Here is an 18,329-nt window from a genome sequence, read left to right on the forward strand (position 1 = left end):
TCTGGCATGCGCGATATCCTCAACGACCTCGAAGCGGGAAAGCAGCTGTCCGATCCGGACCCGGTGCGCCGCGCCCAGATTCAGATGAAGACGCCGCTGCCGAAGCGCTTCTACAAGGACGTCTCGGTCGCGCCGGCCGATGACGGATTTGCCGTTCATCTCGACGGCAGGCCGGTGCGCACGCCCGGCAAGGCGCTGCTCGCGCTGCCGACCGAGAAGGCGGCGGCGCTGGTCGCCGGAGAGTTCGACGCGCAGGGCGAGACCATCGATCCGGTTTCGATGCCGGTGATGCGTCTCGTCAACACGGCCATCGACGGCGTCGCCAGCGACCCGCAGGCGGTGCTGGAGGACATATTGCGCTTCGCCTCGTCCGATCTCCTCTGCTATCGCGCCGACGCGCCGCAAGGGCTGGTCGATCGCCAGAACGAGCGTTGGGATCCGGTCATCGACTGGGCGCGGACCGCGCTTGGCGCTCGCTTCAACCTTGCCGAAGGCATCATCCATGTCGAGCAGCCGCGCGAGACCATCGCGGTGCTGGGCGTCCACCTTGCCCAGCGCAAGGAGCCGGTGCGGCTGGCCGCTATCCATGTCATGACGTCGCTGACCGGTTCGGCGCTGCTGGCGCTGGCGGTCGATTTCGGCGAGCTCGACGGCGAGGCGGCCTGGGCTGCCGGCCATGTCGATGAGGACTGGCAGGTCGAGCATTGGGGCCAGGATGCCGAGGCCGTCGCGCGCCGGTCGGCCCGCAAGCGTGACATGCTGGCAGCGATCAGTCTTCTCGACGCGCTCAACGGCTGACGATCGTTTCCCGGCTTCCTTTTTGCACTGCACATTAGACCAAAGTCATAATCCCAAGGTTGGTCTGCCTCTGGGCGGTGCTTTCTGTCATTTTTTGCGCCGATGGCTGCACTGAGTCCGCGTTTTCGAGGAGAACGCGGACAATTACCCCCGCACCATCGAGGACAGACGGGATCTCACGGGAGGACATATCAATGGCAATGGCATCGACCGCCGGCGAAACCAGCCGCGGCATGACGCGAGAGGAGAAGAAGGTCATCTTCGCTTCCTCGCTCGGCACCGTTTTCGAATGGTACGATTTCTATCTCTACGGTTCGCTGGCAGTGTTCATTGGTTCGACTTTCTTCAGCCCAACCATTCCGGAAGCGACGCGCAATATCTTCGCACTGCTTGCTTTCGCCGCCGGTTTCCTGGTGCGCCCGTTCGGCGCGCTGCTGTTCGGCCGCATAGGTGACCTTGTCGGCCGCAAATATACTTTCCTTGTCACCATGACGATCATGGGTCTGTCGACCTTCCTGGTCGGCTTGCTGCCTGGATATGCAACTTTGGGCATCGCGGCTCCCGTGATCCTGATCATCTTGCGTATGCTGCAGGGCCTGGCGCTGGGCGGCGAGTATGGCGGTGCGGCCACCTATGTCGCCGAGCACGCGCCAGACGACCGGCGCGGCTACTATACATCGTGGATCCAGACGACGGCCACGCTCGGCCTGTTCCTGTCGTTGGTCGTGATCCTGATCGTGCAGGCTTCATTGACCAAGGAAAACTATGCTGCCTGGGGCTGGCGTATTCCATTCATCGTCTCCTTCGTGCTGCTCGGCATCTCGATCTGGATCCGGCTTTCATTGTCTGAATCGCCGACCTTCCAGCGCATGAAGGACGAGGGCAAGGGCTCGAAGGCGCCGCTGACGGAAGCCTTCGGTCAATGGAAGAATGCCAAGATCGCGCTGCTGGCGCTGCTCGGCCTCACCGCCGGCCAGGCCGTGGTCTGGTACAACGGCCAGTTCTACGCGCTGTTCTTCCTGACCAACGTGCTCAAGGTCGATGCGCAGTCGGTCAATATCATGATCGCCATCGCGCTGGCGGTGGGTTCGATCTTCTTCGTCGTATTCGGATGGCTGTCGGACAAGATCGGCCGCAAGCCGATCATCATGGCGGGTCTCGCTTTGGCCATCGTCTGCACCTTCCCGCTGTTCAAGGCGCTGACCTGGGCGGCCAACCCGGCGCTCGCCACCGCGCAGCAGAACACGCGTGCAACCGTGACCGCCGCACCGGGCGACTGCAGGTTCCAGTTCAATCCGGTCGGCACGGCGAAGTTCACGACATCCTGCGATATCGCCACGTCGTTCCTGACCAAGAACTCGGTTCCTTATGACGTTGTGGCGACGGCAGCACCGGGAACCGCCGCGTCGGTCAAGATCGGCAACGAGACCGTGGAGTCCTACGACGCGATCGCCGCCGGCGATCAGGCCAAGGCCAAGGAAACCGCCTTCATCAAGGCCGTCAACATGTCGCTGCAGGACGGCGGCTATCCGCTGAAGCGTGCTGCCGCCAAGGTAACGGACCAGAAGCTCGATGCCTTTGTCGCTGCCAACCCTGAGCTGAAGCTCGATGCCGCCGCAATCCGCGCCGGCGAGAAGGCGACGGTTCCGACCGAGCAGGCGATCAAGGACAAGCTCCTGACCGCCGACGAGGCCGCCGGCGCGCCCGAGGTCACCGTCTACAACATACCGGGCGGCGGCGCCTTCGCCATGTTCGCCGATCCGGCGGCGGTGAACTGGCCGATGACGATCGGCATCCTGTTCATCCTCGTCATCTTCGTCACCATGGTCTACGGACCAATCGCGGCTATCCTGGTCGAGATGTTCCCGACCCGCATCCGCTACACCGGCATGTCGCTGCCGTATCACATCGGCAATGGCTGGTTCGGCGGGTTGCTGCCGGCAACGGTGTTCGCGCTCAGCGCCTACCGAGGCGATATCTACTACGGCCTCTGGTATCCGGTGGTGATCGCGGCGATGTCGCTGATCATAGGCATGATCTTCGTCAGGGATACGCTCGGCACCAACCTGCACACCAAGCAGTAGGGCTGATCAGTCGCCTCTAGCTAAAAAGCCAAGCCCGGCGTGAGCGATCACGCCGGGCTTTTTCATGCGAAAGCGTTGCAGGAAAAGATCAGCTCTTGCGCTGCTGGTTCTCTTCCTCGATTGCGGCCTCATGGTACCAGCCGTCAAAATCGGCATGCGTGTTGCGCAGCGAGGCAAGCTCTGCCGCGAACTTGGCCTTTGCGCCTAAATTTGAGGCAGACATGCGCGCTGCCGTTGGGAACATCAGGATTTTTGCCGATGGGCGTCCAGAGACGATTTCCATTGCCGGCTCCCCTTCTTCCTTAGGAACTTGCCGATTCACCTTTCCCCAAGATAGGTTTTGCGATTCAGTTAGGCAATATGCCTACGAAAAGATCAATATTTGCCCAATATTTATGCACGCAGTGCTTTTGATTGATCTGGACGCAATGCTGAGGCGGCTCAGCAAATTCAACGCGATGCCCCCGACCATTTTGCCGCACCCGCTGGAGCGCGAGTGGCACACGATTTGCATTTTAACGGACCGGCAGGCCGGCTCGATCCGGCCGTGCATCGACACCGTGTGCGGTGGTCAAGCAACCGAGAGGCTCTAGAATGACCAAATACAAGCTCGAGTATATCTGGCTCGATGGATACACCCCGGTCCCCAATCTTCGCGGCAAGACCCAGATCAAGGATTACGCCGAGTTCCCGACGCTCGAGCAGCTGCCACTGTGGGGCTTCGACGGTTCCTCGACGCAGCAAGCCGAAGGCCACAGCTCCGACTGCGTGCTGAAGCCGGTCGCCGTGTTCCCGGATCCGGCCCGCACCAATGGCGTGCTGGTGATGTGCGAAGTGATGATGCCCGATGGCGTGACGCCGCATAGCTCCAACAAGCGCGCCACCATCCTCGACGACGAGGGCGCATGGTTCGGCTTCGAGCAGGAGTATTTCTTCTACAAGGACGGCCGTCCGCTCGGCTTCCCGGAGAGCGGCTATCCGGCGCCGCAGGGCCCTTATTACACCGGCGTTGGCTTTTCGAATGTCGGCTCGGTCGCGCGCCAGATCGTCGAGGAGCATCTCGACCAGTGCCTCGCCGCCGGCATCAACCATGAAGGCATCAACGCCGAAGTGGCCAAGGGCCAGTGGGAATTCCAGATCTTCGGCAAGGGCTCCAAGAAGGCCGCCGACCAGATGTGGATGGCTCGCTACTTGATGCAGCGCCTGACCGAAAAATACGGCATCGACATTGAATATCACTGCAAGCCGCTCGGCGACACCGACTGGAACGGCTCGGGCATGCATGCCAACTTCTCGACCGCCTATATGCGCGAAGTCGGCGGCAAGGCCTATTTCGAAGCGCTGATGGCGGCCTTCGACAAGAACCTGATGGATCATATCGCCGTTTACGGTCCGGACAACGACAAGCGTCTGACCGGCAAGCACGAGACTGCGCCGTGGAACAAGTTCAGCTACGGCATCGCCGACCGCGGCGCCTCGATCCGCGTGCCGCACTCCTTCGTCAACAACGGCTACAAGGGCTATCTGGAAGACCGTCGCCCGAACTCGCAGGGCGACCCCTACCAGATCGCTTCGCAGATCCTGAAGACGATCGCGTCGGTTCCGGCCAGCGGCGAGGTATCGGCTGCCGCCTGACCCTTAGCCACGGTACGGGCCGGATGGCCGCACCGTGCTGTTAAACCGGCTCCTGGAAAGCCCTGGCGAAGACGCCGGGGCTTTTGTTGTGGGATGATTTACGGCCGGCAACAATGCGATGGATCGGCTCCGCCAGGTTGAGGGCCCATTGAGCCACAATGGCCATTAGGCCACAAAGAAAAAACCCTCGGAGTGACCTCCGAGGGCTTCAAATCTCAATCCGATCAGAAGTTTAAACCGAATAGTACATGTCGTATTCGACCGGATGCGGGGTCATTTCGAAGCGCATCACCTCGGCCATCTTGAGCTCGATGTAGCTGTCGATCTGATCGTCGTCGAAGACGCCGCCGGCTTTCAGGAAGCCGCGGTCCTTGTCGAGGCTCTGCAGGGCTTCGCGCAGCGAGCCGCAGACGGTCGGGATCTTCTTCAGTTCCTTCGGCGGCAGGTCGTAGAGATCCTTGTCCATCGGCTGTCCCGGATGGATCTTGTTCTTGATGCCGTCGAGGCCGGCCATCAGCATGGCGGCGAAGGCGAGGTAGGGGTTCGCGCCCGGATCGGGGAAGCGGACCTCGACGCGCTTGGCCTTCGGCGACGAGCCGAACGGGATGCGGCAGGAGGCCGAGCGGTTGCGCGCCGAGTAGGCGAGCAGCACCGGCGCTTCATAGCCCGGCACCAGGCGCTTGTAGGAATTGGTCAGCGGGTTGGTGAAGGCATTGATCGCCTTGGCGTGCTTGATGATGCCGCCGATGTAGAACAGGCAGCTTTCCGACAGGCCGGCATATTCGTTGCCGGCAAAGGTCGGCTTGCCGCCCTTCCAGATCGACTGGTGGACGTGCATGCCCGAGCCGTTGTCGCCGAAGATCGGCTTCGGCATGAAGGTAGCCGTCTTGCCATAGGCGTTGGCGACCTGGTGCACGACATATTTGTAGATCAGCATCTTGTCGGCGTTGCGGACCAGCGTGTCGAACTTGATGCCGAGTTCGTGCTGAGCGGCGGCGACCTCATGGTGGTGCTTTTCGACGCGCACACCCATTTCGGCGAGCACGGTGAGCATTTCCGAGCGCATGTCCTGCGCGGAATCGATTGGCGGTACAGGGAAATAGCCGCCCTTGATGCGCGGACGATGGCCGAGGTTGCCGGTCTCGTAGTCGGTGTCGTCATTGGACGGCAGTTCGGTCGAATCCAACCGGAAGCCGGTGTTATAGGGGTCGGCCTTGTACTTGACGTCGTCGAAGACGAAGAACTCGGCTTCCGGACCGACATAGATGGTGTCGCCGATGCCTTCGGACTTCATGTAGGCCTCGGCCTTCTTGGCGGTGCCGCGCGGGTCGCGGTTGTAGGATTCGCCGGAGACCGGATCGAGGATGTCGCACAGGATGACCATGGTCGACTGGGCGAAGAACGGGTCCATATGCACCGTGTCAGGGTCGGGCATCAGCACCATGTCGGACTCGTTGATCGCCTTCCAGCCGGCGATCGAGGAGCCGTCGAACATGACGCCATCAGCGAACATGTCTTCCTCGACCTCGACTACATCCATCGTCACGTGTTGCAGCTTGCCCTTCGGATCGGTGAAGCGCAGGTCGACGAATTTCACGTCGTTGTCCTTGATCTGCTTCATGATGTCTTTGGCTGTCGTCATGTCATTTCTTCCCTGTGTGCTGACGGTTCGAGGAAACTGAAATCAGAAAGCTCAGACGGCGTCCATACCCGTTTCACCGGTGCGGATACGAACAACTTCCTCGATGTTGGAGACGAAGATCTTGCCGTCGCCGATACGGCCGGTCTGCGCCGCCTTGCGGATGGCCTCGATCGCGCCTTCGACCGCATCGTCGCCGAGCACGACCTCGATCTTCACCTTGGGCAGGAAATCGACGACATATTCCGCGCCCCGATAAAGTTCGGTGTGGCCCTTTTGTCGGCCGAAGCCCTTGGCCTCGGTGACGGTGATGCCTTGCAGCCCGGCCTCCTGAAGCGCTTCCTTCACTTCGTCTAGCTTGAACGGCTTGATGATCGCTTCGATCTTTTTCATGTAAAAAATGGCCTCCACTGCCAAAAAGACGGGTTGTGAGCCCCGCTTGCGCCTCCTTCAAGCACGAACTGTGCCAATTTCGGCTGAAACAAAGCGGTATCACGCGATTTCGACACCATGCCGCAACCCGATGCATATTCGCGTCATTCGCTGCATTGGAAGCGGCATGGACACTTAAAGCCTAGTCACTGCGGTGGCGCTCGTCCGCCCAATATTTAGGCAATTAGCGCATTTTTCGGGCAGTTTTCGCGGTGCTTCGTTCCTCCAACGATGCTTTCGCTCTCGCAATCCGCCTCCCAGCGTTTGCGTCAGACTGAAAACTGGACAATGCTCGATTGAAAAGCGGACGGCAATCCATGAGCAACGAACTTCTGTCTCCGGCCGAAATGGGCGAAGCCGACCGGCAGGCAATCGCCGCCGGTCCGCTGGATGGCTTCGGCCTTATGCGGCGTGCTGGCGAAGCGGTCGCCGCCGAGGTCATGGCGCGCTATCCGGCAGCGAGGCGCGTGCATGTTCTGTGCGGTCCGGGCAATAATGGCGGCGACGGCTATGTCGTTGCCGGCGTGCTGCATAACAGCGGCGTCGATGTGTCGGTGTGGGCGTCCGGTCCGCCCAGGACGGACAGCGATGCGGCCATTGCAGCTGCCGAATGTCCGCTCTCGCCCCGGCTCCTGTCGGCATTCACCGCCGAGAAGAACGCGGTAGTGGTCGACTCGCTCTATGGAGCAGGGCTGTCCAAGCCCCTGTCGGGCGATGCAACCCGGGCAGTCGAAATCGCCACGACGCTGAACCTGCCTGTTGTCGCCGTCGACCTGCCTTCCGGCGTTTCCGGCGAAAGCGGCAATATTCTAGGTCAGGCGTTCCACGCCGACGTCACCGTTACATTCGCGCGCAAGAAACCTGGCCATCTTCTGCTGCCCGGGCGCGAGCTGTGCGGTGAGATCGTGCTTGCCGACATCGGCATCGGCGTCGAGATCATTGCGCAACTCAAGACGCAGGCCTTCGAGAACGTGCCGGCGCTTTGGCTGGACACGCTTCCTGTGCCCGCGGTCGATGCGCACAAATACAAACGCGGCCATGCCGGCGTCTTTTCCGGCGGGCCATCGGCGACGGGTGCTGCGCGGCTCTCGGCGCTTGCTGCCGCCAGGAGCGGGGCAGGGGCGGTGACGGTGCTGTCGCCTGCGAACGCCATGCAGGTGAATGCCGCGCACCTTACCTCGATCATGCTGCGCAAAGCCGATACGATCGAGGACGTGCATACTTTCATCGGAGAACGGCGGCCATCGGCCTTCGTCCTCGGCCCCGGTTTTGGGGTTGGTGACAGGACCCGGGGTTTTGCCTTGGCTATACTGGGTGCCGGACGGCCCGATGCCGCCGGCGGGATCGACGGGCTTGTGCTCGATGCCGACGGCATCACCTCATTTCGCGACGAGCCGGATACGCTGTTCGAAGCGGCGCGCCGTTCGGAAGCCCCGGCGCTGGTGATGACGCCGCATGAGGGCGAGTTCGGCCGGCTCTTCCCGGATATCGCCGCGGACAACAGCCTGTCCAAGCTGGCCAAGGCGCGCGCGGCGGCCGCACGTGCCAATGCCATCGTCGTCTACAAAGGCGCCGACACGGTCATCGCAGCACCAAAGGGTCGGGCGGCGATCAACAACAATGGTGCGTCCTGGCTCGCCACCGCTGGCTCCGGCGATGTGCTGGCGGGCATAATTGCAGGATTGCTGGCGCAGGGCATGCGACCTCTCGAGGCAGCCTGCGCCGCGGTGTGGATCCATGCCGAGGCGGGCAGCCGCTTCGGGCCCGGGCTGATCGCCGAGGACCTGCCGCTTGCCATGGTGCCGGTGCTGCGCGAGTTGATCGGCAGCCGCAAGGAAATCGCTGGATGATCCACAGCTTCACGCTGATTGCTGGATTTCTTGTGGCGCTCTCTTTGGCCCATGCGGCGCGTGCCGAGGGCCCGGTGACCATCGTCGACGATCCGGCGGTTCTCGGCGCCCTTGACGCCAAAGGTTTTGGCTTTGCCGGTGTTTTCGCCGTCGATGGCGAGGACGATTTGAAAGCCCTCTATGACGAGTCGCCGGCCTATCACGCGATCGTCGACACGGTGGCAGGCGACGTCGCCGCTTTGCGGGCGGAGATGAAGGCCGGCGGGCGGCCGCTCTACGAGGTGACCGACGGCAATGTCGGCCGCGTCATGGATATGCTCTGGCTGAAGACCGATGCGGCGCGCTTCCGACTGGTCGGTGTCATCAACCGGCTCGACCGGCGCGATTTCGCTGACGTGCAGGGCGAAAGCAACTGCGGCGAGGTGCGGTTCATCTACCGGCTTGCCTACAGCTTCAGGAAGAAAGGCAAGGTGCTGGCCTCGCGCCTGCCGTTCAATTTCAGTGCCGTCTACAGTGTCGCGCCGGATGCCGATGGCGGCTGTGTCGGCGTCGCCGGGCGCTGGACGCCGCAGCTCGATGAGAGCGTCGATGCCGGTTGGCTTGTTGGAGGGCCGCTGGAAAAGGCTGGCCTCAGCTTCAAGCAGCTCGAGCTCAATGCTCAGGTGGTCCGCTTTCCCTCCGGCCAGGAGACGGAGTTCGGCGGACAGGCTGCTTATCTGATGCGGATATTCGACTTCGACGGTGCCGCCATCGCCGAGATGCCGCTGGAAAACACGCCGGATACGGCGCGGCTAGCGGAAGACGCCGCGCTCAAGAAAAGGCTCGCCGACTATATCAGCGACAACGTCGCGGCGGTCGATCTCGGTATCTACGAAATCCCCGATGAATTCTTGGCCAAGAAGGTCATCTCGTGGTCGACTTTCGGCAGCGCCAGGCAGGCCAACCATCCGTTTACGCCATTATTCCAGCCAACGGATTTCGCAGGGCTCGATTATTCCGGGCTGAAGCTGGTGCGCACGCCGGAGGCGTTGGTCGAGCGGCTGGACAATGGCGCCTGCCAGGGCTGCCATCAGGCAGGCTCGACCGCCGGCTTTCATTTCATCGGCCTCGACGACAGAACGACGTCGCCGCTCAACCGCATCGAGGTCGGTATCTCGCCGCACCTCCATGCCGACATACCGCGCCGCCAGGCTTGGCTGCGTGCCATGGCCGAGGGCAAGGAGCCGAACCGGTTCAGGCCGCTGTCCTTCGCGCCGCCAGCCGCCTGGACGGACGCAGGCGAGGTCGACTACGCGCCGGCTGAGATGGCGATGCCGTGCCTCGTGCCGGAGGACGCCGCCCGCTTCGGCGCCACCTGGCAGTGCGGTGGCGGCACCGTCTGCACGCCGCTTGCCACCGCATCGGGGGTGCGCACCAAGCTGGCGCAATGCCTGCTGCCGAAGGACAGCAAGGACATGTTCTCCGGCCATCCCTGCCTGACCGGCTCGATCGCCAGCAATGCGACGCGGCCTTTCAACGATCGCTACAAGATCACCGGGCAGTTCGCGGCTTTCGCGACCGATATTTCACGCACCGCCTATACCTGCCGTCCGCCGAAGATCGGCGTGCCGGCCGGCATCGCCTATCGCGGCTGCGACGACAAGGATCGCAACTTTGCCGCCTTCAAGGCTGGCAAGCCGATGCCCAGCGAGATCTGCGGGCTGGTCGGCGGGAAAAAGTTCGATACTTGCGTGGCGACCAACAATTTCGACCAGTGCCTCGGCGGCGCGGTCAATCGCGGCAATCGCCCGGCCTGCTCGGCCGATCATTTCTGCCGCGAGGATTATATGTGCCAGTCACTGCCGCCGGACACGCCCGGCGTCGGCAAGGTGAAAGGCATCGGCTTCTGCTCGCCGACCTATTTCATCTTCCAGATGCGCATCGACAACCACGCAACGCCATGGGCGAGTGCAGCGCATGCCACAATGGGCGCGGGGTTCGGCGCGGCGGAAGAGGAATAGGGCCAGATATCCCGGGTCAGGCGCCTTGCGGACGGTGCGCTTGCGTCACGGCGGCCGCCAGGGCCTCAAGCACATTGTCCTCGCTGACATCGCGCGTATGCTCGATCCAGCTTGGCGTCGAAATCGGCGGCTCGACATACCGGACCTGGTCGTTCACAGGACCGGTTTCGTAGGAGCGGTTCGATCCGAAGATCAGCACGCACGGTCCTCCCAAGGCGGCAGCCGCATGGCAGATGCCGCCATCGACACCGAGGAAGACGTTCGAGGCAGCGATCTGGCACATCGCGTCGGTGATATCAGGGGTCGATGTGAAATCCACCGCCTCCGGAAGCGCAGCCCGGATCTGGGTTGCGGCTTCGCGTTCGCGCGGGCCGCCGACAATCCATACCGACCAGCCGCGCCTGGCGTGATCCCTGGCGACCGAGACGAAACGCTCCGCCGGCCATGAGCGGAAGTTGGCGAAATCCGACGTGTAGAGCGCCAGCGCCGGCCTTGCTGCGTCGATCCCGTGCCGGACGCGCCAAGCCGACAGTTCCTCGGGCGAGATCACCATTCGCGGCGGCGGCAACTGCGTTCCGTCAGCCGGCCTCTCGCCCAGCATGGCGATGGCGCAGACCTGCTCGAACAGCCTTGTCTTGCGCGGGCCGAAAGCCACCAAACTTTTCAGCCAGCCGGCCGGCAGACGGTTGACGATGCCGAACTGCAGTTCGCGCGGATAGCCGATGCGCTCGGGGATGCCCGCCATCCAGGGAACCAAGGCCGCCTTGGTGCTGCTGGAGAGAAGATAGCACGCGCGATAATTCTGCTCGCGAAGCTGGCGGGCCAACTGCATGCGGTTGCCAAGACCAGCCTGCAAGTGCCGCTTCTCCAGCACCCAGGCTTTCCTGACGCTAGGCATCAGCCGCGCCAGGGGTGCAGCAAGCGGCGAGGTGATGACATCGATGGGATGGCCGGGAAACCGTTCGGCGATGACCTGAACGGCCGAATGGCAACGAACGAAATCACCGATCGCCGGCAAGCAGAAGACGAGGATAGGGTCCAAAATACGCGATACCTTTTCGATCGGGAAAAGCCGCCGGCGTCAGCAAGCAGGTTCGTGATTTGTCACGGAAGCGCTTCGCCATCAAGGATGCGGGCATAGAGATCAAGGTAGGCCTTCGCGGTTTTTTCGATCGGGAACCTGTCTGCCGCCGATTCACGACATCTTTGCGCGGACAGGGCTCCGATCTCGGCAAGCCCGCGCGCAAATTGCTCATCGGTGTCGAAGAAGCGCCCGGTCTCCCTGTCAACAGTCTCCGGCAGCGCGCCGCGCGGCGTGGTCAGGACAGGCGTTCCGCATAGCATGGCCTCGACCGGTGCGTTGCCAAACGGCTCTTCCCAGGCAATAGGATTGAGAAAGGCTTTCGATTCACCCAGCAGGCGCAGCTTCTCCTCTCCGTCGACAACGCCGTTGAAGCGATATCGCCTGGATAGGCTTTTGAAGAAGACGCCTTCGCGTCGGGTCTTGCTCCTGCCAAGAAGTTTCCACCGGGAGCCCCCTGCTATGTCGAGAGTGAAGTCGAACTTCTTGGCGAGGTCCACCGCCCGGTTCAAGCCCTTTCCGGCCCTGGCGATAGCCGCCATGAAAAAGAGATGATCGTTCTTCGACTTCGCCAGCCGATAGTCGTCCACCGGAAATCCGTTGTAGACGAAGGTTTTTCGGCCGTGCAGTTCGGCGTGACGGGCGCTGATGAAACTCCAGTTCGGCTGCGGCCGTGGATAATCCGGCAAGTGGCCGCGCTCGGTGTTGAGTGTCGGGAACGGGACTTCCACCTTCCACGCGTGAAGATGGACGATGTGTGTGTCGCTCGGGATTGCCGCCCGGCATTCGGCGTCCGTGACTGCATGCCGAACCTCGCACAGCGGGTGCGACGAACCTGGTCCGGCGACCAGCACGACATAGTGTCCCTGCCTGACCAACTCCGTCGTCAGCCAGTCGACCTGACGTTCAATTCCGCCATAGCCCTTGCACGGAACAACGCCCTTCGTCACGAGGGTTATTCGCATTTTCCTTCCCGCCCGTCGCATCAATGATGTTAGAGGCTGCTAATTGTCAACCGTCTAACGCCGGGTCGGGAACGCGGCTGATACCAGGGGCTCCGAGCAAAGCGGGCGTCCGTCAACCGCATGTGCGTCGCGCGACGGGCACCGACGATGCGGCCCCGCTCATAACGGAACGACGATCATTCGCGACATTCAAATCACAGCGGAATGTTGTCGTGCTTCTTCCAGGGGTTCTGCATGTCCTTGTTGCGCAGCATTCTCAGAGCTCGGGCGATGCGGCGGCGGGTCGAGTGCGGCATGATCACCTCATCGACATAGCCGCGCTCGGCGGCGACGAAGGGCGACAGGAAGCGGTCCTCGTAAGCCTTTGTATGGGCTGCGATCTTTTCCGCGTCGCCGATGTCCTTGCGATAGATGATCTCGACCGCGCCCCTGGCGCCCATCACCGCGATCTGCGCCGTCGGCCAGGCATAGTTCATGTCGCCGCGCAGATGCTTCGAGGCCATCACATCATAGGCGCCGCCATAGGCTTTTCGGGTGATGACGGTGATCTTCGGCACGGTCGCCTCGGCGTAGGCGAACAATAGCTTGGCGCCGTGCTTGATCAGCCCGCCATATTCCTGTGCAGTGCCGGGCAGGAAGCCCGGAACGTCGACGAAGGTGACGATCGGGATCGAAAAACAGTCGCAGAAGCGCACGAAGCGCGCCGCCTTGCGGCTGGCATCGGAATCGAGCACGCCGGCCAGCACCATCGGCTGGTTGGCGACGAAGCCGACGGTGCGGCCCTCGACGCGGCCAAATCCGGTGACGATGTTTTTGGCAAAGCTCTGCTGGATCTCGAGGAAGTCGCCTTCGTCGGCAACTTTGAGGATCAGTTCCTTGATGTCGTAGGGCTTGTTGGCGTTGTCGGGGATCAGCCGATCGAGCGAGAGATCGTGATCGGTCACCGACTGGTAGCATTCGATCTCGGGAAGCTCGGCCGTGTTGGAAGCCGGCAGCAGGTCGACCAGCCGGCGCATTTGCAGCAGCGCCTCGACGTCATTGTCATAGGCGCCGTCGGCAATCGAGGATTTGGTTGTGTGGACGCTGGCGCCGCCGAGGCTCTCGGCGGTCACCGTCTCGTTGGTGACGGTCTTCACCACGTCCGGGCCGGTGACGAACATGTAGGACGTGTCGCGCACCATGAAGATGAAATCGGTCATGGCGGGTGAATAGACATCGCCGCCGGCGCAAGGGCCCATGATCAGCGAGATCTGCGGGATGACGCCGGAGGCGAGCACGTTGCGCTGGAAAATCTCGGCATAGCCGCCAAGTGCCGCCACGCCTTCCTGGATGCGGGCGCCGCCGGCATCGTAGAGGCCGATGATCGGCGCGCGATTGCGCAGCGCCATCTCCTGCACCTTGACCACCTTCTCGGCATGGGCTTCCGACAGCGAGCCGCCGAAGACGGTAAAATCCTTGGCGAAGAGATAGACAGGGCGGCCATTGACGGTGCCCCAGCCGGTGACGACGCCATCGCCGGCGATCTTGGTCTTCTCCATGCCGAAATCGGTCGAGCGATGCTCGACATACATGTCGAACTCTTCGAACGAGCCTTCGTCGAGGAAGACGTCGATGCGTTCGCGGGCGGTGAGCTTGCCCTTCTTGTGCTGGGCGTCGATGCGCGCCTTGCCGCCGCCCATGCGGGCGATCTCGCGGCGGCGCTCGAGTTCCTTCAGCACGTCCTTCATTGCCCGGTCCCCAAAAGGAAAGCTGCATTTGTGGTAATGATGCCCGCAGGGGAGCGCAAGCGCTGCCTTTCGCCCTCGATTTTGCTGCGCTGCAACATGGCCCCCTTGCATTTCCAGGCGAACTCAGCCATATGCAGCGGCATAGGCGCTTGGGCCGGCACTGTCCGGCCTTCTCGACGAATGAGACTGGTTGCGTCTGTTTTCCCTCTTTCCGGCTGATCGGCAAGGTGGCGAAAAAGCCCCGTGGCATGATGCCTGCGGGCACGACAGCGCAGCCGAGCGGACGAAGAACGTCCGCCGCCTTGTCGTTCCATGACAATTTGTTCGACGGCAGGTTGCGCCCTGCCGCCATCGATGTTTGCGGCCACGGGCCGCGTGAAAGAAGACTATTTTGACCAACGAAAATACTTTGTCCGGTAAGGACACTTTGCCCGCCAAGGAGACTGGGGAACTCTCGGGTTTCGCAGCACTTGGAATTTCGGGCGCGCTGCTCAAGGCCACCCATGCCGCGGGCTTCGCCGATCCGAAGCCGATCCAGGTCCAGGCAATCCCGCCGCAGCTGGAAGGCCGTGACATTTTCGGCATCGCCCAGACCGGCTCGGGCAAGACGGCGGCCTTCGCGCTGCCGATCCTGTCGAAGATCATCGCGCTCGGCACCAAGCGGCGCGCCAAGACAACCCGTGCGCTGATTCTGGCGCCGACGCGCGAACTTGCCGTGCAGATCGAGGACACCATCAAGATCCTCGCCAAGGGCGCGCATGTCTCGACCGCGCTGGTGCTGGGCGGCGTCTCCCGCTTCAGCCAGGTGAAGAAGGTTGCTCCCGGCGTCGACATCCTGATCGCCACACCCGGCCGTCTGACCGACCTGGTGCGCGAGGGCGACCTCATTTTGTCCGACACCAAATGGCTGGTGCTCGACGAGGGTGACCGCATGCTCGACATGGGTTTCATCAACGACGTCAAGCGCATTGCCAAGGCGACCGCGCCCGACCGTCAGACGGCGCTGTTCTCGGCCACCATGCCGGACGAAATCGCCGAATTGGCCAAGGGCCTGTTGAAGAACCCGGTTCGCATCGAGGTCTCGCCGCAGAGCACCGCGGCGGCCGAGATCGTGCAAGGCGTCGTCTTTGCCCGCACCAAGCAGAAGCGTCAGGTGCTGTCCAAGATGCTCGCCGACGAGGCGATGAAGTCGGTCATCATCTTTTCGCGCACCAAGCACGGCGCCGACAGGGTGACCAAGGATCTCGAGCGCGACGGCTTCAAGGCCGCCGTCATCCACGGCAACAAGTCGCAGAACGCCCGCCAGAAGGCGCTCAACGATTTCCGCGAGGGCTCGGTACGCATTCTGGTGGCGACCGACATCGCCGCGCGCGGCATCGACGTGCCCGGCATCAGCCATGTGGTGAATTTCGACCTGCCGGACGAGGCGGAAAGCTATGTCCACCGCATCGGCCGCACCGGCCGCAACGGCATGGACGGCATCGCCATCACGCTTTGCGATCCGTCCGAGAACAGCAAGCTGCGCCAGGTCGAGCGCATCATCCGCAGCAAGCTGCCGATTGTTGCCGACCATCTCGGCAGCCCCGATCCGCAGCGCAATCCTGCTGAAAAGAACGAGCGCTTCGAGCCAGCCAATGACCGCGCCGACCACAATGGCCGTCGCGACGGCAGGCGGCCGGGCGGCAACAACGGTTTCGGCAAGAAGCGGTTCGGCGACAAGCCAGCCGGCGATCGTCCGTTCGCGGCCAAGCCGCAAGGCGAGCGCCCGGAGGGCCGCAAGCCGTTCAAGGGCAACAACAAGCGCCGTTTCGGCGGCAAGCGGCCGGCTACCCGCGCTGCCTGAACCGACTGCGCGGTCGAGCCTTGGCTTGACCGCCGATGACTGAAAAAAGGGCGACCGAAGCGGTGCTTCGGTCGCTCTTTTCGTTTCGCGCCTATTCCGTGAGCGCCTTGACCCAGACGACGATTCGCTGCGCCAGGAAGGCCGTGGTCGACGGCGACAGGGCGTCGCCGGCAATGACATGGTTGTCCTGGTCGCCGGTGTCGTCAACCGGCACCAGTTCATGCGCGGCACCCCAGCGTCCGGCGATCTCGCGCGTGCGGTCGGGCCGCACCACTTTGTCCGAATCCGAAAAGATGAACAAAGCGGGGATGGCCGCCTTCTCCACCGGCGCGCCATAGGCAAGCTCCACCAGCGCCTCCATCGGCAGCGTCGCCGCCATCGGATATTTGTAGGTCCAGAATTTTTCATGCAGCGCGTTGCGCGTCGGGAAGCTGCGCTCCTTGCCGCCGACGAGTTCGGCGATCTGCTTGCCCCACGGCATGGTCAGGATCTCGGCACCGGATGCCTTGACGCCGAAATTGGGCGAGATGAATGCGATCGCCGCGACGCCATCCGACGCACCCGGCTGCGTAGCCGCCCAGGCCGCCAGCGAGCCACCGGTCGAAGTGGCGATGACGATCACCTTGTCGCCGATCGCCCGGCCGATGGCGAGCGCTTCCTCATAGTCGTTGATCCAGGCATTGACGCTGCCCTGCGCCATCGCGGCGCTGTCCTGACCATGGCCGGTGAGGCGGGTGTAGAAGAGGTTGGCGTCGAGTTGGTCGGCCACCTCATCGGGCAGCGGACGGATCTCTCCCTTCGACGCCGAAAACCCATGGATGTAGACGATCGCCAGCTTTGTCCTGGCGCGAACCATCGGGTTGGCCCAGATGATTTCCTTCTCCAGCCCGTCGCGGATATTGGGGACGGCGGCCTCTTCGCGCACCAGATAGGCCTGCGGATCGTCACCGATCGCTTTCGGATCGAAGCGGATCGTGGTGTCGACGGGAACGCGCGGGCCAAGCACGAAGGCCATGACAAGAACGACGGCGAGGCACAACACCGCAAGCACGATCCGTCGCCCCATTAACAGACTCCACGCAACAATTCTCAACCTATGGGCGCGATTGCAAACAGGCAACGGGTACCTGTGGACGGCCAGCCGCCACCTGTGGACGGCCAGCCGCCACCTGTGGACGACGCGGTCGCCACTAGTGGACGGCCAGCCGCCATTTGTGGACAGCACCTTCGCCACCTGGACGGCGCTTCGCCAAAGCCGTCGACCGAGCCTATTCGCCGGGCGGCTTGCGGTCGAAATTGAGCGGCCGGGCCATCCAGGCGGTCGTCAGGCCGATCACCCAGCGGCCGACCGGCCGCGGCAGCAAACCGAGCAGCTTCAGGGGCCAGCTTATGTGGTAGGGAAAGGTGACTTCGAAGCCGCCGGATTTAATGCCGCGCGCCATGCGGCGCGAAGCACGATGCACGGGCATCAGGCCCGGCATCGGCAGCATGTTCTTTTCGGTCAGCGGCGTGTCGACAAAGCCCGGGTTTATCACCTGGACACGAATGTTCATCTTGTCGAAATCGTATTTCAGCGACTCGGCCAGGATGTTGATGGCTGCCTTGGTGCCGCCATAGGCAGCGGTGGTCGGCCAGCCGGAATAGGCCGTTACCGATCCGACAAGGACAACATGGCCGCGCGAACGCACCCGCATGTGCTCGACGACAGGCACCAGGCCGTTGAGGATGCCGAAATAGTTGACCTCGAAGGAGCGGCGGAAGTCCCGCACGATCAGGTCTTCGCCGGGCGTGGAGATGTAATTCCCGGCGTTGAAGACGGCCAGCACGATCGGGCCGAGATCCTTTTCGATCGTCGCGACCGTCGCTGCCATGCGCTGCTCGTCGGTGACGTCACAAGGAAAGGAGGTGACGCGGCCGGGCATCTGCGCCGTCTCGACGAGCAGCGTGTCGACCGGATCGCCGTCGAGTGCGGTCACCGCAACGGCATAGCCTTGCGCCGCGAGGTCCTTGGCCAATGCGCGGCCGATGCCGCTGCTGCCGCCGGTGATCCAGGCGACACCGTGCTTCGGGTTGGCCCGATAGAGAGTCATGCTGTGCCCTGTGAATGTGTCGATAGTGCTCTAGCGGCGGATAAATCGAATGAAAAGAGCGCTGTTCCGCGCAATGAGGAAATGAACGTTTTGACAACGTATCCGTTTTGAGACGCATCTTGGCAATTGCGGTGCCCGAAATGCCGCTAGTCCAGGCAAATTCTTGCCTTGAAACCAAAGCTTCG

15 protein-coding genes are annotated in these 18,329 nt (G+C 62.6%); 7 read left to right on the plus strand and 8 right to left on the minus strand.

Features of this window, described 5'->3' with window-relative positions:
* The first annotated feature begins 6 nt into the window (after positions 1-6).
* Both D3227_RS17080 and D3227_RS17085 read left to right on the plus strand, forming a co-directional pair.
* A complete protein-coding gene (locus tag D3227_RS17080; protein WP_120015244.1) occupies positions 7-798 on the plus strand; it encodes an ATP12 family chaperone protein in 792 nt (263 codons plus the stop codon).
* A 194-nt stretch (positions 799-992) separates the two neighbouring features.
* Positions 993-2,882 (plus strand): MFS transporter, encoded by a 1,890-nt coding sequence (locus tag D3227_RS17085; RefSeq protein ID WP_120015245.1) that lies wholly within the window; start codon positions 993-995, stop codon positions 2,880-2,882.
* An 88-nt stretch (positions 2,883-2,970) separates the two neighbouring features.
* Here D3227_RS17085 and D3227_RS17090 read toward each other — a convergent pair whose 3' ends face one another.
* Complete coding sequence (locus D3227_RS17090; RefSeq protein ID WP_245451781.1) at positions 2,971-3,105, minus strand: DUF2735 domain-containing protein; 135 nt, start codon at positions 3,103-3,105, stop codon at positions 2,971-2,973.
* On the opposite strand from D3227_RS17090, the gene D3227_RS41610 reads away from it, so the two are divergent.
* Both D3227_RS41610 and D3227_RS17100 read left to right on the plus strand, forming a co-directional pair.
* The gene (locus D3227_RS41610) at positions 3,104-3,475 is read left to right on the plus strand and encodes a hypothetical protein (RefSeq protein WP_167480725.1); all 372 of its coding nucleotides are present in this window, start codon (positions 3,104-3,106) and stop codon (positions 3,473-3,475) included. The two genes, D3227_RS17090 and D3227_RS41610, sit on opposite strands and share 2 nt — an antisense overlap.
* A 1-nt stretch (position 3,476) precedes the next feature.
* A complete protein-coding gene (locus D3227_RS17100) occupies positions 3,477-4,517 on the plus strand; it encodes a glutamine synthetase beta-grasp domain-containing protein (protein ID WP_120015249.1) in 1,041 nt (346 codons plus the stop codon).
* A 232-nt stretch (positions 4,518-4,749) separates the two neighbouring features.
* Here the strand turns inward: D3227_RS17100 and glnA are convergent, their stop codons facing one another.
* Both glnA and D3227_RS17110 read right to left on the minus strand, forming a co-directional pair.
* Entirely contained in the window at positions 4,750-6,159 is a 1,410-nt protein-coding gene (glnA, locus tag D3227_RS17105; protein WP_006205431.1) for a type I glutamate--ammonia ligase, read from the minus strand.
* A 51-nt stretch (positions 6,160-6,210) separates the two neighbouring features.
* Positions 6,211-6,549, minus strand: coding sequence for a P-II family nitrogen regulator (locus D3227_RS17110; protein ID WP_006205430.1), 339 nt, complete (start codon positions 6,547-6,549; stop codon positions 6,211-6,213).
* A 356-nt stretch (positions 6,550-6,905) separates the two neighbouring features.
* On the opposite strand from D3227_RS17110, the gene D3227_RS17115 reads away from it, so the two are divergent.
* Both D3227_RS17115 and D3227_RS17120 read left to right on the plus strand, forming a co-directional pair.
* Positions 6,906-8,438 (plus strand): NAD(P)H-hydrate dehydratase, encoded by a 1,533-nt coding sequence (locus D3227_RS17115; RefSeq protein WP_120015250.1) that lies wholly within the window; start codon positions 6,906-6,908, stop codon positions 8,436-8,438.
* Positions 8,435-10,438: a hypothetical protein gene (locus tag D3227_RS17120; RefSeq protein WP_120015252.1), complete on the plus strand. Its 2,004-nt coding sequence runs from the start codon at positions 8,435-8,437 to the stop codon at positions 10,436-10,438. Before D3227_RS17115 ends, D3227_RS17120 begins: the two co-directional genes overlap by 4 nt.
* Positions 10,439-10,454: 16 nt before the next feature.
* On the opposite strand, the gene waaF is transcribed toward D3227_RS17120, so the two are convergent.
* From waaF to D3227_RS17135, 3 genes are all read right to left on the minus strand, one after another.
* Complete coding sequence (waaF, locus tag D3227_RS17125; protein ID WP_120015254.1) at positions 10,455-11,480, minus strand: lipopolysaccharide heptosyltransferase II; 1,026 nt, start codon at positions 11,478-11,480, stop codon at positions 10,455-10,457.
* A gap of 62 nt (positions 11,481-11,542) precedes the next feature.
* Positions 11,543-12,484: a glycosyltransferase gene (locus D3227_RS17130; RefSeq protein ID WP_120015255.1), complete on the minus strand. Its 942-nt coding sequence runs from the start codon at positions 12,482-12,484 to the stop codon at positions 11,543-11,545.
* A 194-nt stretch (positions 12,485-12,678) separates the two neighbouring features.
* Complete coding sequence (locus D3227_RS17135) at positions 12,679-14,211, minus strand: acyl-CoA carboxylase subunit beta (protein WP_120015257.1); 1,533 nt, start codon at positions 14,209-14,211, stop codon at positions 12,679-12,681.
* 391 nt (positions 14,212-14,602) lie between these two features.
* Between D3227_RS17135 and D3227_RS17140 the strand changes: the two genes are divergently transcribed.
* On the plus strand, positions 14,603-16,054 hold the full coding sequence (locus D3227_RS17140) for a DEAD/DEAH box helicase (protein WP_167480731.1): 1,452 nt from the start codon (positions 14,603-14,605) through the stop codon (positions 16,052-16,054).
* Between the two features lie 91 nt (positions 16,055-16,145).
* On the opposite strand, the gene D3227_RS17145 is transcribed toward D3227_RS17140, so the two are convergent.
* Positions 16,146-17,120 (minus strand): alpha/beta hydrolase, encoded by a 975-nt coding sequence (locus tag D3227_RS17145; RefSeq protein ID WP_120015258.1) that lies wholly within the window; start codon positions 17,118-17,120, stop codon positions 16,146-16,148.
* A gap of 202 nt (positions 17,121-17,322) precedes the next feature.
* Positions 17,323-18,144, minus strand: a complete 822-nt coding sequence (locus D3227_RS17150; RefSeq protein ID WP_120015260.1) for an SDR family oxidoreductase — start codon at positions 18,142-18,144, stop codon at positions 17,323-17,325.
* Positions 18,145-18,329 lie beyond the last annotated feature (185 nt).

Origin of the sequence: Mesorhizobium waimense, assembly GCF_003601975.1 — a bacterium.
Lineage (GTDB): Bacteria > Pseudomonadota > Alphaproteobacteria > Rhizobiales > Rhizobiaceae > Mesorhizobium > Mesorhizobium waimense.

Coding starts and splice junctions, on each gene's coding strand:
- D3227_RS17090 (WP_245451781.1), bottom strand. CDS start 3,105: ATGTCTGCCTCAAATTTAGGCGCAAAGGCCAAGTTCGCGGCAGAGCTT.
- D3227_RS17115 (WP_120015250.1), top strand. CDS start 6,906: ATGAGCAACGAACTTCTGTCTCCGGCCGAAATGGGCGAAGCCGACCGG.
- D3227_RS41610 (WP_167480725.1), top strand. CDS start 3,104: ATGCGCGCTGCCGTTGGGAACATCAGGATTTTTGCCGATGGGCGTCCA.
- D3227_RS17100 (WP_120015249.1), top strand. CDS start 3,477: ATGACCAAATACAAGCTCGAGTATATCTGGCTCGATGGATACACCCCG.
- D3227_RS17135 (WP_120015257.1), bottom strand. CDS start 14,211: ATGAAGGACGTGCTGAAGGAACTCGAGCGCCGCCGCGAGATCGCCCGC.
- D3227_RS17085 (WP_120015245.1), top strand. CDS start 993: ATGGCAATGGCATCGACCGCCGGCGAAACCAGCCGCGGCATGACGCGA.
- D3227_RS17080 (WP_120015244.1), top strand. CDS start 7: ATGCGCGATATCCTCAACGACCTCGAAGCGGGAAAGCAGCTGTCCGAT.
- D3227_RS17110 (WP_006205430.1), bottom strand. CDS start 6,549: ATGAAAAAGATCGAAGCGATCATCAAGCCGTTCAAGCTAGACGAAGTG.
- glnA (WP_006205431.1), bottom strand. CDS start 6,159: ATGACGACAGCCAAAGACATCATGAAGCAGATCAAGGACAACGACGTG.
- D3227_RS17130 (WP_120015255.1), bottom strand. CDS start 12,484: ATGCGAATAACCCTCGTGACGAAGGGCGTTGTTCCGTGCAAGGGCTAT.
- D3227_RS17145 (WP_120015258.1), bottom strand. CDS start 17,120: ATGGGGCGACGGATCGTGCTTGCGGTGTTGTGCCTCGCCGTCGTTCTT.
- D3227_RS17120 (WP_120015252.1), top strand. CDS start 8,435: ATGATCCACAGCTTCACGCTGATTGCTGGATTTCTTGTGGCGCTCTCT.
- D3227_RS17150 (WP_120015260.1), bottom strand. CDS start 18,144: ATGACTCTCTATCGGGCCAACCCGAAGCACGGTGTCGCCTGGATCACC.